General features: G+C 37.5%; 14 protein-coding genes. 10 read left to right on the top strand and 4 right to left on the bottom strand.

Annotated elements, in window-relative coordinates:
* The first annotated feature begins 46 nt into the window (after positions 1-46).
* The 4 genes from ABS768_RS16105 to ABS768_RS16090 all read left to right on the top strand — a co-directional run bounded on the left by ABS768_RS16105 (position 47) and on the right by ABS768_RS16090 (position 6906).
* Positions 47-322 (top strand): co-chaperone GroES, encoded by a 276-nt coding sequence (locus ABS768_RS16105; protein ID WP_408075985.1) that lies wholly within the window; start codon positions 47-49, stop codon positions 320-322.
* A 43-nt stretch (positions 323-365) separates the two neighbouring features.
* Positions 366-2000: a chaperonin GroEL gene (groL, locus tag ABS768_RS16100; RefSeq protein WP_408075983.1), complete on the top strand. Its 1635-nt coding sequence runs from the start codon at positions 366-368 to the stop codon at positions 1998-2000.
* 124 nt (positions 2001-2124) lie between these two features.
* Complete coding sequence (locus tag ABS768_RS16095; RefSeq protein ID WP_408075982.1) at positions 2125-4500, top strand: hypothetical protein; 2376 nt, start codon at positions 2125-2127, stop codon at positions 4498-4500.
* 54 nt (positions 4501-4554) lie between these two features.
* The gene (locus tag ABS768_RS16090; protein ID WP_408075980.1) at positions 4555-6906 is read left to right on the top strand and encodes a hypothetical protein; all 2352 of its coding nucleotides are present in this window, start codon (positions 4555-4557) and stop codon (positions 6904-6906) included.
* A gap of 29 nt (positions 6907-6935) precedes the next feature.
* Here ABS768_RS16090 and ABS768_RS16085 read toward each other — a convergent pair whose 3' ends face one another.
* The 4 genes from ABS768_RS16085 to ABS768_RS16070 form a co-directional block, all read right to left on the bottom strand.
* Positions 6936-8234: a hypothetical protein gene (locus tag ABS768_RS16085; RefSeq protein ID WP_408075979.1), complete on the bottom strand. Its 1299-nt coding sequence runs from the start codon at positions 8232-8234 to the stop codon at positions 6936-6938.
* Between the two features lie 170 nt (positions 8235-8404).
* Positions 8405-8758: a heavy-metal-associated domain-containing protein gene (locus ABS768_RS16080; RefSeq protein ID WP_408075978.1), complete on the bottom strand. Its 354-nt coding sequence runs from the start codon at positions 8756-8758 to the stop codon at positions 8405-8407.
* A 37-nt stretch (positions 8759-8795) separates the two neighbouring features.
* Positions 8796-11033 carry a TonB-dependent receptor gene (locus ABS768_RS16075; RefSeq protein ID WP_408075976.1) on the bottom strand — a complete coding sequence of 746 codons (2238 nt, stop codon included), beginning with the start codon at positions 11031-11033 and terminating at the stop codon, positions 8796-8798.
* A 67-nt stretch (positions 11034-11100) separates the two neighbouring features.
* Positions 11101-11520, bottom strand: coding sequence for an HYC_CC_PP family protein (locus ABS768_RS16070; RefSeq protein ID WP_408075975.1), 420 nt, complete (start codon positions 11518-11520; stop codon positions 11101-11103).
* 146 nt (positions 11521-11666) lie between these two features.
* On the opposite strand from ABS768_RS16070, the gene ABS768_RS16065 reads away from it, so the two are divergent.
* The 6 genes from ABS768_RS16065 to ABS768_RS16040 all read left to right on the top strand — a co-directional run bounded on the left by ABS768_RS16065 (position 11667) and on the right by ABS768_RS16040 (position 16430).
* Positions 11667-12122 (top strand): GAF domain-containing protein, encoded by a 456-nt coding sequence (locus ABS768_RS16065; RefSeq protein ID WP_035135917.1) that lies wholly within the window; start codon positions 11667-11669, stop codon positions 12120-12122.
* Between the two features lie 133 nt (positions 12123-12255).
* Positions 12256-12525 (top strand): 30S ribosomal protein S15, encoded by a 270-nt coding sequence (gene rpsO / locus ABS768_RS16060; protein WP_408075973.1) that lies wholly within the window; start codon positions 12256-12258, stop codon positions 12523-12525.
* 149 nt (positions 12526-12674) lie between these two features.
* The gene (locus ABS768_RS16055) at positions 12675-14918 is read left to right on the top strand and encodes a polyribonucleotide nucleotidyltransferase (protein WP_408075971.1); all 2244 of its coding nucleotides are present in this window, start codon (positions 12675-12677) and stop codon (positions 14916-14918) included.
* Between the two features lie 78 nt (positions 14919-14996).
* Positions 14997-15590 (top strand): TetR/AcrR family transcriptional regulator, encoded by a 594-nt coding sequence (locus tag ABS768_RS16050; RefSeq protein WP_408075970.1) that lies wholly within the window; start codon positions 14997-14999, stop codon positions 15588-15590.
* A gap of 76 nt (positions 15591-15666) precedes the next feature.
* Positions 15667-16119 (top strand): hypothetical protein, encoded by a 453-nt coding sequence (locus ABS768_RS16045; RefSeq protein ID WP_408075968.1) that lies wholly within the window; start codon positions 15667-15669, stop codon positions 16117-16119.
* 2 nt (positions 16120-16121) lie between these two features.
* Entirely contained in the window at positions 16122-16430 is a 309-nt protein-coding gene (locus ABS768_RS16040; protein WP_408075967.1) for a DUF3817 domain-containing protein, read from the top strand.
* Positions 16431-16479: the final 49 nt, after the last annotated feature.

Genomic DNA, 16479 nt, shown 5'->3' with positions numbered 1-16479 from the left:
TCAAAACAGTTAATTTTAAAAACAATAAACATAAATAGGAATTCATATGGCTTTAAACATTAAACCACTTTCAGATCGAGTTCTGATTGAGCCCGTAGCCGCAGAAACTCAAACTGCTTCAGGTATTTTTATCCCTGACACTGCTAAAGAAAAACCACAAAAAGGTATTGTAGTAGCCGTAGGTAACGGAACTAAAGACCATGACATGACAGTTAAGATTGGTGATACTGTTTTATACGGTAAATACGCAGGAACTGAGCTTAAATTTGAAGGTAAAGATTACCTGATAATGAAAGAAGAAGAGATTTTTGCAGTAATCTAATAAGAGTTTAATATTTTTTAAAAACATATAACCAGAATACAACATGGCAAAAGAGATAAAATTTGATATAGAGGCACGCGACGGTTTAAAGCGTGGTGTTGATGCGTTAGCTAATGCTGTAAAAGTAACATTAGGCCCTAAAGGACGTAACGTAATTATAAGTAAATCATTTGGCGGACCAACCGTAACTAAAGACGGTGTATCTGTAGCCAAAGAAGTAGAACTTGAAGATGCACTTGAGAACATGGGTGCTCAAATGGTGAAAGAAGTTGCTTCTAAAACTAACGACCTTGCCGGTGACGGTACTACAACAGCTACTGTTTTAGCACAGGCTATAGTTAAAGAAGGACTTAAAAACGTAGCAGCAGGCGCTAACCCAATGGACCTTAAAAGAGGTATTGACAAAGCGGTTGAAGCTATTGTAAAAAATCTTTCTGAACAAACTAAAGAAGTAGGAAGTACTACAGACAAAATTAAACAGGTTGCTTCTATCTCTGCAAACAACGACGAATCTATAGGTGAACTTATCGCTACTGCTTTTGGTAAAGTAGGTAAAGAAGGTGTTATTACTGTAGAGGAAGCTAAAGGTACAGATACTTATGTTGACGTTGTTGAAGGTATGCAGTTTGACAGAGGTTACCTATCAGCTTACTTTGTTACCAACTCAGAAAAAATGGAAGCGGAACTAGAGAACCCTTACATTTTACTATACGACAAAAAAGTATCTTCAATGAAAGATCTTCTTCCTGTACTTGAGCCTGTAGCTCAGTCTGGAAAACCACTTCTTATCATTGCTGAAGATGTAGACGGCGAAGCTCTTGCTACACTTGTAGTAAACAAATTAAGAGGTGCACTTAAAATTGCTGCCGTTAAAGCTCCTGGCTTTGGTGACAGAAGAAAAGCACTTCTTGAAGATATCGCTATCCTTACAGGAGGTACTGTGATTGCTGAAGAAAGAGGTTATACTCTTGAAAACGCAACCCTTGATATGCTTGGTACTTGCGAAAAAGTAACTATTGATAAAGACAACACTACAGTTGTAAATGGTGCCGGTGATGCAGAAAACATCAAAAACCGTGTAAACCAAATCAAAGCACAAATGGAGTCGACCACTTCAGATTACGACAGAGAGAAACTACAGGAGCGTCTTGCTAAGTTAGCAGGTGGTGTTGCTGTACTTTATGTTGGTGCTGCAAGTGAAGTTGAAATGAAAGAGAAAAAAGACAGAGTTGACGATGCATTACATGCAACAAGAGCTGCTGTTGAAGAAGGTATTGTAGCCGGTGGTGGTGTAGCTTTACTTAGAGCTAAAGCCGTATTAGCCAACATTAATGCTGACAATGCAGATGAGGCTACAGGTATCCAGATTGTTTCTCGTGCTGTTGAGGCTCCGCTTAGAACAATCGTGGAAAACGCGGGTCTTGAAGGATCTGTAGTAGTTTCGAAAGTTGCTGAGGGTACCGGTGACTTTGGTTACAATGCTAAAACAGACGAGTATGTAGACATGCTTGGTGCCGGTGTTATTGACCCTAAAAAAGTAACACGTGTTGCACTTGAAAATGCTGCTTCGGTTGCAGGTATGATACTTACAACAGAATGTGCTTTAATCGACATTAAAGAAGAAGGTGCTGCTGGCGGCGGAATGCCAATGGGCGGCGGAATGCCCGGAATGATGTAATAACAGGCATCACAACAACATATACAAAGGAGCCCGCATGGGCTCCTTTTCTTTTTTATAATAATTGAAAAAGACATATTTTAGCAAAACCAAAAAAATTGAAAAATAACAATCACACCTACACATGAAAAAGAAAATTAAAGCTTTGCTCCTATGCATTGCACTCGCAAACGGGCTAGCCTGCTTTGCACAACAATCCCAAAAGGAAGAAATTGCAAAGAAATTTGAGGATTACTTCCTTCTCGAACGTGAAAACATCCACGCGCATTTTGACAAAAATGTTTTTTTAACAGGAGAAAGCATTTGGTTTAAAGGCTATGTGTTTCACAGAAAATACAATATCCCTTTTTTCTCGTGCGTAAATATTTTTGCAAATCTTATAGATGAAAACGGAACTGTTTTAGAAACAAAACTCCTATACGGAAACCTTGGTGATTTTACAGGAAACTTTAAACTTGATAACAGCTTAAAATCCGGAAAATACTATATCCAGTTTTACACCAACTGGATGAATAATTTTATTGAGGACGAGTCTTCTGTATACGATATAACAGTTATAAATGAGGAAACAGGCATCCCTGCATCACTAACTAAAAACGCAGAAGCAGAAGTAAATATAACTCTAAAACCCGAAGGCAGCTTTATTAGCGACTGTACAAACACAATAGCGGTACATGTAACCGGGTGTGATAACACACCTCTCAATATTAATAAGGCAACGGTATTAAACAGCAAAGGAGAAGATATTAAAGAGATAACTTTGAATAAACTGGGTTATGGCAGATTTGACATTTCTGCAAATAACTCAGCAGACTATACGGTACAAATAGAATTAAACGGAAATAAATACAGCCAACACTTACCTCCGGTTCAGGCTAAAGGAATCATTATGGATGTAAACAGCTATATAATGGCCGGCAAAACTATTATTAAGTTTAAAACCAACTCCTTTACCTACAATGACATTAAGGGTAAAACATACTATGCAGTTATAAACAAAGATGACAAAACATCTGTTATCGATTTCTCTTTTAATGATAATCAACTGGAACAAACTATCCTTCTTCAAAACAAAGATCTTTTTGAAGGGGTAAACACGCTTCGTATTCTGGATACTGACCTTAAAGAAATTGGACAGCGACTTTTTTACATACATCCTGAAACCACTGTAAATACCTATATCAAAAAAACATTTGACGATAACGGCACCGTAGAGTTTAAAGGAAAAGTAAACAGCGGCAGCATGAGTCTTAGCGTTTCTGTTTTACCGGCAAACACCATAAGTATTACTGAAAAAGAAGACATTTATGGCGATTTCCTTCTTTCACCTTACATTGACGGACAGGTAAAAACTACCGCTAAACAATATTTTAGTAACCTATCAAGAACAAATAAATACGAACTTGACCTGTTCCTAATGTGCCAAACCAGTAAATACAACTGGAACAGCATAAAAAGTAACCCTCCAAAACAAAACTATTCGTTTGACATAGGCCTTTCTCTAAAAGGCACCATAAATAAGAAAAAATCATTAAAAGGGCATTATGTTATAATCTCCTCTTTTAAAGGCTTACTGAATGAAAGGGCTTATGTAACCGATAATAATGAATTTTACCTCAACAACTTAATTGTGCCTGACTCATGTAATGTAAGTTTCTCTTTGGTTAAACCGGGACAAAAACCAGAACCTTTAAGATTGACCCCTCAGGTATCAAACAATATAAGATCGTTTAATAAACCCTACAAACCCGTTAAAGTTTCCTGCATTAATTATACTACAGATCCTGATTCAGAAATTGCATTACCAAAATACAACTCTCAAAGCGTAATGCTCGAAAACATAACTATTGATGCTGATGCTACTAAAAAACTAAAATATGCAAGAGGATCTGGAAATGGCTTACTAAGAGGATATAAAATTAGTGAAGATGATGCTATCAGCTTTTTCTATCTGCTTGATTTTATAAGATATCATGGTTTTGATGTAACCAAAACGCCAATGGGAGATATTAATATTACCGGAAGGACAAGAAACACCTTTAACGGGCAGCCTACAACCCCAATGGTTTATATGAACACCTGGCAGTTAATGAGCTTTGATGTATTAGATGGTATTCAAACCTCTGAAGTCGATGAGCTTTACATTAACCAACATATGCCTGTACCGGGAGTTGACAACAAAATGGGAATGATTAAAATTTACCTTAAACCGGGAGGAGGTTTCAAATCGAAAAAGAAACAAACTGAAACTGCTTTTCTTATAAAAAATGGGTTTGAAGAAAATAAGGAATTCAAAAACGCTGAATACCTTTCAACTTATGATGATATAGGTTTCCAAAACTTCGGACTTATAGACTGGCATCCTACAATTATTACAGATGCCAAAGGAGAGTTTAGCTTTATTATACCTAAACTTTATTCGGGCAAGGTTAAAATACTTATAGAAGGTATTGCCCCCGACGGAAAAATGGTTTCGGAAATAAAAACAGTAAACTTATAAAAAAGAGGGTGTTAAAGTATTTAACACCCTCTTTTTTTGTACCTTACCCAAACTATGAAAAAGCACCTTACAACAATAATATCTCTCTGTATCTTAATAGCATTGCCTATTTACGGACAGGAAAATAAAGTACAGGAAATCTCATCGATAGTCAAAAATTACTATTCTCTTGAAAGAGAAAATATACATGTGCATTTTAGCAAAACCACTTTCATCACTAACGAAAGTATATGGTTTAAGGGCTATGTGTACTACAGTAAAAAAAATACCCCTTTTTTTACTACAACAAACATTTTTGCAGTACTAAAAAATTCTGAAAACAAAACTTTAGACTCAAAATTACTATACGGTAGCTTAGGCTCCTTTGAAGGCTCTTTTGAACTCCCCCCTAACATGGCTTCGGGCAGTTACTATTTACAGTTTTATACTAACTGGATGAATAACTTTAGTGAAAATCAATCTGCCTTATATAAAATTGAAGTGATTAACCCCGATACTCCGGGTCAAAACTCTACAAACGATGCCCAGGTTAAAATAAATGTATATCCCGAAGGAGGTATATCTCTCAAAAACAAAACAAACACAATGGCCATATCGGTAAAGGGTTGTAAAAACCAGCCTTTACCTGTTACAGAAGTCACCCTTTTCAACAACGCTGAAACAATTCAAACTATACAACTTGATAATAACGGTTACGGAAAATTTGAATATTATTACCTTGAAGAAAATCCGGCAGACTCATTAAGTGTTTATTTTCTCAACCAAACTTATAAAACAGCACTACCAAAAGCCCTAAAAAAAGGAATAACTGTTAAGCTCACTAACAAAACAGGCACTAACAATACTTCGCTGGAATTAAAAACCAATAAAAATACCTATCAGGATATAGAAAACAAGCCGTTTTACATACTTATACATAAAGATGATAATGCTTTTTTATTGGAAACGAAGTTCACTGATAACGTTACAGACCATAAACTGGTGATTAATGACGATTATTTATTTAACGGATTAAACACCATCAGGATACTCGACAAAGACTTAAATGAAGTAGCACAAAGGCTACTATATAAAAGATTTGAAAGCAATTCACATGTAAAAATCACCGGAAATAAAGCAGAAAATACAGATATAGTATTTACAGCCGAAACAACAGCAAATACTAATTTAAGCATTACCGTATTACCTTTACAAACTAAAACACTTAACAATAACAATATTCTCAACGACTTCTTACTTGCACCTTATATTGAAGATTCTCCGGATATAAATATTTCTGAATACTTTAATAACAGTTCACAGCCCAACGAAAGTCTTGACCAGTATCTTATTTGCTGCAAAAGCAAATACATATGGCAAAATATAAAACAAAATCCGCCAAAAGAAAACTATACTTTTGATATGGGTTTAAAAATTAAAGGCGTAATTAACCAAAACTTAAAAAGCGGAAAAGATTACTCTGTAAGACTTACCTCTTACGGAACTGTTATTGACGAAAAAGCCGAGATTGTAAACAATAATGAGTTTTATTTTGATAACCTGATACTGGCCGATTCTACTAAACTTACTTTTGAATTATTACAAAACGGCAAAAATATAAATCCTAAACTATATACAACAACATTAAACAACACTTCACAGCACAAGGCTTCATATATACCGAGTCAAAATATTTGTTTTACTGAAAGTATAAGTACCCCTCTTACCTACGTCCCAGATATACAAAAAGAAACAATAGCATTAAAAGAGGTTGTAGTTAAAGGAAAAAGAGAAGAGCTTAAGTTTGCAACAACACTGGGCAACGGACAGCTAAAAGGATATAAAATAACAGAAGAAGACTGTCTGGGTTTCCCTACTGTTCTCGACCTTATAAGATATCATGGTTTTGAGGTAAGAAACAGACCCGATAGTGCTATAGCTGTTTATGGCCTTTTTAAAAACACTTTTATAAAGAATCTAAAAAACTCTCCTGATGTATTTTTGGATGATTACCGCCTGATAAAACTGGATATTTTAAGAGATATTTTAACCTGTGATATTGATGAGTTTTATATTAATAAACACATGTCGGTACCAACACTGCAAAACAGAATAGGAATAATAAAAATATACCGTAAAAGAAAGCCTTTCAGTAAAACTAAAGATAAACCTGTATTTGATTATGTTATAAAAAACGGATTTGAAAAAATAACACCTTTTAAAAGCACCATATACACATCTGGCTATACAGGAAGCGGTTTTAACAATTACGGACTGATTCACTGGATACCTACAATAATAAGTGACGAAAACGGAAAATTTAGTTTTAGTATTCCGCAAACCTATAAAGGAGAAGCTAAATTAATTATTGAAGGACTTTCGCCCGAGGGCAAAATCATTTCTCAGGTTATTACTATTAACCTATAAAAAAAGCGGGTATATACCCGCTTTTTTATTTAATTGAACAAAACCTGATACTGGGCTATAATAGCACCTTTTGTTCCGGTTTTCTCTCCACCTAAATTATATATTGGTCTGTTTTGATAAGCAATGGTAAATTTAGACACATTCCCATCCAATAGCCAGTTAACACCGGCATCAAAAAAATTCATCGCATCATTTAATCTGTCATAATCGGCATGCTGTAATGACACATAAGGCATTAAGGTAGTTTGCCCTATAAGGTTATCCTTAAACTTATACCCTGCCTGGGCATAAATCACGGTACCTGTACCATACATAGGGAAACTGTTTCCTCCCCCATTTAGCATAACAGGGTTATTACTGCCGTTAGCCGGATTCATTGCCCCTCCGTTACGTATATAGCTTTTTCCAAAGTCATAACTGGTTACATTACCGTAAAAACTTACTGCCTGCCCACCTGTACCTATGGGAGCATCATAAAATACATCGGCTGCAAAGTGTACCATATCACTTTTTTCCACACTACCAGTATTATTAAGCATCCACATAGCATCCTTTTGGTAAATAAAACCTACACCTATATTAAACACCTTCTTTTTTCCCTGATACGTTCCCGTTAAATAAGGCGTCATGTTAGATTCCTGATCGAAAAACTGGTATTGAAAATAACCGTTCCACTGCATCTCTGAAGGATCGGTAGAGAAAGTAGCCTCATTTAATCCAGGGGGTGAGTTTTTAACCTCAAGTGGGTCGGCCATTTGCAGACGGTAGTCCAACTTACCCAACTTACCTTTTACAAACACCGAAAGCTTCCTTAAAAACTGGTCGTTCACATCATTAGTAGTTTGTAAAAACAAAGGGGCGTCTATCCCTAAAATAGAGCCTACAGAAGGCGACGAGAAACGCGACAGCCCACTCCACCCTGACAAACCTATACCTATAGAAAGCTTGGTTTTATCTACAGCATACTCACCATAGGCATCGTGTACAAAAAAGCCCAGTTTCCTTTCGGATATAGTGTTGAAATTATTTTCTCCAAACTGACTGTATGCAAAAACCCTATCGGTTAACTGCCCATACATCTGTACCCTGTAACGGCGAATACCTATATCTGTACCACTGTTTTTCTCAACTCCGTTTATGGTAGTCCCGGGATTATAATCCATACTTCTAAGCCAGGCCTGGGTCATAAAGGTAAACTTCACATAGTTGCTTCCGTCTTCATTAAGGTAGAGTTTCCTGTCTTTAAAAAATTCCTGTGCCTGTGCACTTTCAGGTAAAATTATTGCCGAGAGCCCCAAAAAGGCCAGTGCATACTTTAGGTTTTTCATAAGGTGATTATGGTTAATAGTAAGTACATGCAATTTAATAATTCCCTCTATAGAGCACAATTAAAGCAGTCCCTTTAACTATAAAAAAGTGAATAAATAAGCTGTTTTAATATCAATAGACCAAAAAAAATCCCGAATTGAATTCGGGATTTACTTTTTTATCTGTTTTTCTATTCCATACGGTCATACATACAGCAGGTATGCAGTTTCTGAAAATCCTCTTCGGTCGCTTTTACCAGTTCGGTATCATGTCCTGCTTTGGCTACAGCATTAGAAACATCCTCAATACTACATTTGTTCTCATCCAGTATAAGGTGAAGGTCCTGGTGGTCTGCATGCCATTCGGCCGATTTAACACCTTTCACACTGAAAGCTGCTTTTTCAATACGTTTTTTACACATATCACAGTTACCGTTTACAGCAATCTCATATTTAGCGTTCTTACTTTTTTTAACTTCTTTATCCTGTGCCTGTGCTGTTAATCCGAAAAGAGTTACCAACACTACTAATATTATATTTTTCATGATTTAATTTTTTGAATGTTAAATATATACTTTTTTATTATTTGATTTTAAATCTTAATCCGGCATAATACATTTGTCCAAAAACCGGAGCATATACGATAGACGTATCAAAATACTGGCCAAAAGGATTATCGGCGCCAACAATAGCTTTATTCTGCCTGTAGTTACCTATATTCTCTCCTCCTACATATACTTCAAATACGCTTGAGAAGGTTCTTGTAACCTGAGCATTCATTAACGAGAAGGCAGGAGAATAATCTCCCATTTGGTACTGAACAGGATTACTGCCTGTATATGGCAGACGTTGTTTACCCATCCAGTTATAGGTAAAGTCAAACTTCCATTGTTTACCTCCTTCTCCAATATGGGTCTCATAAGCCAGGTTGGTAAAGAAACGGTGTTTCGCCTGTAGTGGCTTATCCTGTGTTCCTGAAAGATAATCGGTTTGAATATCGTAGTACTTGTAAGCCGTACGGATATTAAAATGACGGGTAATTTCATAATTCAGCTCTACCTGAAGGCTGTTAGCATACGATTTACCGTCAAGATTATAAAACAATACCTGTTGCGGACTGGCATACAAATCGACCACTGCTTGATTTTGGAAGTCAGTCCTGTAAAAATCTACCACAAACTCGGCATTCCTGTTAAATAACGGAAACCCCTGTACAAAGCTCAAGCCGTAGTTCCATGCAATTTCAGGATCCAGTCCGTACACCTTGCCTCCCGAGTTCAAAATACTCATTACCCTTGAGCTACCAAACAGCGATTGATTTTCGGCAAAAATATTAGCTACCCTTTTCCCACGCCCAAACGAAGCTCTTAAAGTTGCCTTATCCCACGGATTGTATTTTAAATGCATCCGTGGTGTTAAAAATGCGCCTAAACGATTGTGGAAATCAAACCTACCACCCGCAACAAAGCTAAAGTTACGGGTATTATCATAAGTATACTCAAAAAAGGCACCCACACTGTTATCAATACGACTATGGTCTATAGTATTTACAAACTCGCCATAATTATCGTAAGTAACATTAAGACCTGTAGAAAATTTGTTTAGAGTATTACTTATTATTGAACTGAATATCAAATTAGAGTAAAAACTCTTTTGATCTATATCATACTGGTTAAACCCAAAGTAAGAATCCTGATTATGCCAGTTAAAAGCCGTTTGCCACCCTATACTCTGGTAAGGCATATCAGGGAACACATATCCCAGCTTGGTAGAAATGTCCAGTTTATCGGTATTGATTTCGGCACCCCAGTGATTAGTAGTGAACTTATCGGTATCAGGATCAAAATCAACCTCACCGGTTTGTTTCTCATCCCTCATATAACGAAGGTTTATAAAACTAATCCATCCGGTTTCAGGGTTATTATACTGCCAGCGGTTCATTACATTGATTTGTTTTGCCAGCGGATTATCCAAAAACCCATCGTCATTCATATCGTTTTTGGTCACCCTAGTATTACCATGCACAAACAGGCTACTGCTCCAGTGGTCATTTAGCTTTTTATTGAAATGGGTGTTCAGCTCGAAACGGCCACCCTGAGAGCCATAGGCATTTAAAAAGAACGGAATATCCATAGCAGGCTTTAACAGCTCGTAGTTTATCTGTCCTGATATACTCTCATAACCGTTAATAACAGGACCTGTACCTTTGGTTATCTGTATACTCTCTACCCATGTACCCGGTATGAACGATAATCCATATGCCTGTGAGGCACCACGAACCGAAGGAATATTTTCTTCTGATATTAAGAGGTACGGACTGGTAAGTCCCAGCATTTTGATTTGCCTGTTTCCTGTAAGGGCATCAGAGAAGTTTACATCAATGGAAGGGTTGGTTTCAAAACTCTCGGCTATATTACAGCATGCTGCCTTAAGCAGCTCACCGGAACTCATGTTAACCACATTAGCTGCCGATGCACTTGTACGCTTTAGACTCTTTCTGGTTTTATCTATCACCACATTATCAAGCTCACTCTCTTCAGATGGTTTAAGCGAGTGGGTTATAAAATCAGGAGATTCCACAGTAAGCGTATCGGTAGTATAACCAATATAACTTACCAACAGTTTTTTATATTCCGTTTTGTAAGGAATCTCAAAAGTACCGTTAGCTTCTGTAGAGGCGCTAACGTTTGTATTGAGCCAGTAAAGGCTGGCTCCCGGAAGCGGCTGGCTGTTTTCATCCAGCACCTTACCGCTTAGCTTATCCTGTGCCTGTACCATAAGGGTGCACAGCAAAGCTGTATAAAATAATATATTACGCATAAAAATATTTTAATGTTAACGAGTAGTATTCCCCATCACAGGGAAATCAAACTGAAAAACATTAAAATCAGGCGTATAAAATGTATTGGCAATAGAGTTTAAAGAGCGGAGGGGCATTGGCCTCGCAGTAAAAGGAAGTATTTACCTGCTTTACAACAGGTGCTTTGTAAGCAACATTAAGTGGCTGCCAGGTATCGGCAACATAAAAAGAACCAAGATCAAGCTGAAGTGATTTTACAAGTATATTATCACTCTTATCATGAGGCTTTACAACATCATTCTTACAGCATTTTTTTCCGGTTTCGGCTTTCATGGCACAACAGCTCTTACCTTCCCTAGTACTGGCCATACATGGTTCATCCAGTTTGTAGGCAAGCGTAACCGATGATATCTCTCCGTGGCAATAATGTACATTAAGCGCAAACCCCGTGTTAGACATTAACAGGAGTGCCGCCAAAAGTATGTTTATGTGCCTTTTAAGTTTCATTGTGCCACAAATTTATACATTTAATTTTAAGTGATGCCGCACTACCCCTGTTAAAACACAAAATGTGGGAATTTTATATTTTTTAACACAAAAAAACATAAGCCAGAATGCTTTAATAAATACTTTTGTATTAAATATTATACACAATGACATTTGAAGAGTTAAAACCGAAAGTTACAGATATACTGCACCATGATAACACTTTAAGAGATGAAAAACTATTACAGCTTTGCCATCTTTTAAAAGATAATATTGATTATTATGACTGGGTAGGCTTTTATTTCAGGAACGGAGACAAGGAAGAACTCCTGTTAGGCCCTTATGCCGGCGAACCTACCGATCATACCGTTATACCTTTTGGAAAAGGTATTTGCGGACAGGTAGCAGTTTCTAACGAAAACTTTGTGGTACCCGATGTAACCGCACAGGACAATTATATTGCCTGTAGTATTACAGTAAAATCAGAAGTGGTAGTACCACTTTTTGTAGACGGAAAGAACATAGGCCAGATAGACATTGACTCTAACGTACTGGACGCTTTTAGCGAACTGGATGAACGCTTCTTGGAATTTGTAAACGAACAGGTAGCCAAGTTATTCTAACTTACTGATTACCTGACACACTAAGTACATTTTAAACTTATCAAACAAAGTATTGCGGGTTTTAAAATATTGATTACCTTTGCACCCAATCGGGATAGGCCCGTTACATAAAAATTATTTAAACAATATTGGCATGTACTTAACTAAAGAAGTAAAAGAGCAAATCTTTTCAAAACACGGTAAATCTGCAACTGACACAGGAACAGCAGAAGGACAGATTGCGTTATTCACATTCAGAATTAACCACTTAACTCAACACTTAAAAAAGAATCGTCACGATTTTAACACTGAGCGTTCTCTTGTTAAGCTGGTAGGTAAAAGAAGAAGTCTTCTTGATTACCTTAAGAAGAAAGAGATTAACAGATACCGTGAGATTATCAAAGAATTAAACATCAGAAAATAATCGAGATGAAAAGAGGCGCCTGCGCGCCTCTTTTTGTTTTTACATATTTTGCATAAAAAAAGTTTTGGTTTTTCATTGGGGTTTAAACAACTACGCACAACAACTACACAACTACAACGTACCCATTGTTTAATCAAAGAAATGGATTTATGATTCCAAATGTAACAAGAGAAATTATCGATCTTGGAGATGGAAGAAGCATCTCGATCGAAACAGGGAAACTTGCAAAACAGGCAGACGGTTCTGTAGTAGTCCAAATGGGCGATGCCATGCTGCTTGCAACTGTAGTTTCCGCAAAAACTGCCGCTCCGGGCATTGACTTTTTACCTTTAACGGTAGATTATCGTGAAAAATTTGCGGCCGCGGGCCGTTTTCCGGGCGGATTCTTCAAACGTGAAGCAAGACCAAGTGACGCAGAGGTATTAACCATGAGATTAGTAGACCGTGTACTTCGTCCACTTTTCCCGGATGATTACCACGCTGAAACGCAGGTAATGATTCAACTTATGTCTCACGACGAAAACGTAATGCCTGATGCACTTGCAGGCCTTGCAGCTTCTGCTGCCCTTGCAGTGTCAGACGTACCTTTCCACACACTTATCTCAGAAGTTCGTGTAGCACGTGTAGACGGTAAATTTATCATCAACCCAAGCAGAGAACAACTGGAGCAGTCTGACATCGATATGATGATTGGTGCTTCAAGCGACTCTATTGCAATGGTTGAGGGTGAAATGAAAGAGATATCTGAAAAAGAAATGGTTGAAGCAATTAAATTTGCTCACGATGCCATTAAAGCTCAGATAGCTGCTCAGGAAAAACTTAAAGCTGCAATTGGCAAAGAAATCAGAACTTACGAAGAGGAAGCTACTGATGCTGATGTTGAGAAAAAAGTATACGACCTTTCATACGACAAGTATTTTGCTGTTGCTAAGGAAAGTTCTTCTAAACAGGAACGTTCTGAGAAATTCAGCGTTATTAAGGAAGAGGTTCTTGCTGCCTTTACAGAAGAGGAGCAACTTGAACTTGCTGACCTGATTAGCAAATACATTTACAAGTCGCAAAAAGAAGCTGTAAGAAACGTAATCCTTGATTTAGGCGTACGTCTTGACGGTAGAAAAACAAACGAGATACGCCCTATTTGGTGTGAAGTGGGCTATCTACCTTCAACACACGGTTCGGCTATATTTACAAGAGGTGAAACTCAGGCACTGGCAACAGTTACCCTAGGTACATCCCGTGAGGCTAACGTTATCGACTTACCGTCTGAGCAGGGAGAAGAGAACTTCTACCTACACTATAACTTCCCTCCGTTCTCTACCGGTGAAGCAAAACCGCTAAGAGGTACTTCAAGAAGAGAAGTTGGTCACGGTAACCTTGCGCAACGTGCACTTAAAAACATGCTTACTGACGAGAACCCATATACTGTTCGTGTAGTATCTGAAGTACTTGAATCTAATGGTTCATCTTCTATGGCTACCGTATGTGCAGGTACACTTGCCCTTATGGATGCAGGTGTTAAAATCGCAAAACCGGTATCTGGTATTGCAATGGGATTAATCTCTGACGATAAAACAGGCAGATGGGCTGTACTTTCCGACATCCTTGGTGATGAAGATCACTTAGGTGACATGGACTTTAAAGTTACAGGTACTGCCGATGGTATTACTGCCTGCCAGATGGATATCAAGATTGAAGGACTTAACTACGAAATCATGGAGCAGGCTCTTGAGCAGGCTCGCGAAGGCCGTCTTCATATCCTTGGTAAACTTACCGAAGTTATCAGTCAGCCAAGAGAAACTGTTAAGAAACACGCTCCTAAAATTGTTAAGGTTACTATACCTGGTGCATTTATTGGTGCTCTTATCGGTCCTGGCGGAAAAGTTATTCAGGAACTTCAAAAAGCTACAGGTACAACTATCGTTATTAACGAGGTTGACGAGCAGGGTGAAGTTGAAATCCTTGGTACTGATCCGGACGGAATGCAGGCTGTACTTAGCAAAATCGACTCTATTATATTCAAACCACAGGTGGGCGAAACTTACAGCGTAAAAGTTGTAAAAATGCTTGACTTTGGTGCAGTAGTAGAGTACGTTCAGGCTCCGGGTAACGAAGTACTGTTACACGTATCTGAATTAGCATGGGAACGTACAGAAAATGTTTCTGACGTTGTTAATATGGGTGACGTGTTTGATGTAAAATACATCGGTATCGATCCTAAAACCAGAAAAGAGAAAGTTTCAAGAAAAGCATTATTACCAAGACCTCCAAGAGATGAGAATCGTCCGCCAAGAGACGAGAACCGTGCTCCAAGAGAGAACAGAGGACCTCGCCCCAACAGGGATAATAACAGAGGACCAAGAAATAATGACAAAGACGGTAATAAGGAAGCTTAATATTTTATAAGGTTAATTCATAAAAACCCTGCTATATAGCAGGGTTTTTTATTTAACTTAGCGTTTTGTTTCTATAATATGTCATCAAAAAAAGCAGCAGCCACAAGGCTTAACATACTACAAAAAGCATTTGAGCTGGTTTACCAAAACGGTTACCGCACCACCAGTGTAGACGAGATTATCGCAACTACACAGGTAACTAAGGGTGCTTTTTTTTATCATTTTAAAAATAAGGACGAAATGGGACTTGCCATGATAAACGAGGTAATGCAGCCCGGCATGCGCAAATCGCTTATAGAAGCATTACCTAACAATGGCAATCCGGTAGAGGAGATATATAACATGATAGAATCCCTCCTGCTTAAAGATCCTTTTTTTATTATAAAATACGGCTGCCCTGCTATAAATATGGTGGAAGAAATGGCATCATACAATGAGGCTTTTAATAAAGCGCTTTCCCAACTGGTCATACAATGGGAAGAAGCCATAACCAATACCCTGGAAAACGGAAAAGCTATTGGAAAGATAAATAGTAATACCAACTCAAAAGAAGCGGCACAGTACATTATATCAGGCTACGGGGGAATCAGGAATCTGGGAAAAATACACGGAAAACCCAGCTATATCAGTTATCTATCCCAATTCAAAAATTACCTGAATACTTTGGAATAATTTTTTTGCCCAAAAACATACTAATTAGTATGTTTTTACTATTTTTGTCATGTCAATCATCAATCAAAACACAGTTATGTATTCATTTTTACTCCCAGTTCACTCGGTTTTCAGGTGGGCTGTGGTTTTTAGTCTAACCTATGCCATAATTATTTCGGTAAAAGGTTACTTAGGTAAAACCACCTTTACCAAAATCAGCAATGCCATAAGGCACTGGACCGCAACCATTGCACACATACAGCTTATTACCGGAATAATACTGTATGTAAAAAGTCCGTTTGTAAAACAGTTTTACACCACAGAAAACAATACAGGTGAAACCCTTTTTTTCGGACTCATTCATATAATGCTAATGTTATTAGCAATTGTTTTTATCACTATAGGTTCGGCTAAATCTAAAAGAGAAAAAACAGACGAAACAAAATTCAAAACCATGTTAATATGGTTTAGCCTTGCCGCTCTGCTAATACTATTAGCAATACCATGGCCATTCTCTCCTCTCGCTAACCGACCTCTAATCCGTTTTTAATTATGAAAAATCTCTTTAAAACCAATGTAGGAAGGCTAAGGCTAATAGGCTTCCTGGAGGGCACATCGTTACTAATATTATTATTTGTTGCCACTCCTTTAAAACACTTGTATGGTTACCCTCACCTATCAACAATACTTGGAACCATTCACGGAGCTCTGTTCCTCTTTTTTATATTTAATACCTTAAGTGTAGGTGTGGAACAGCAATGGAAATTTAAAGTCACTACCTGGAAAGTACTTCTTGCCTGTATCATTCCGTTTGGCACATTTTATATTGATAAAACAATCCTCAAAAAAATCGAATTATAGCTTAAAAAGCCCTGTTATTAAGCAGGGCTTATAATTTCAAACTAAGCCA

Origin of the sequence: Flavobacterium rhizophilum (assembly GCF_046000485.1) — a bacterium.
Lineage (GTDB): Bacteria > Bacteroidota > Bacteroidia > Flavobacteriales > Flavobacteriaceae > Flavobacterium > Flavobacterium rhizophilum.
This window is presented reverse-complemented; position numbering and strand designations above follow the sequence as displayed.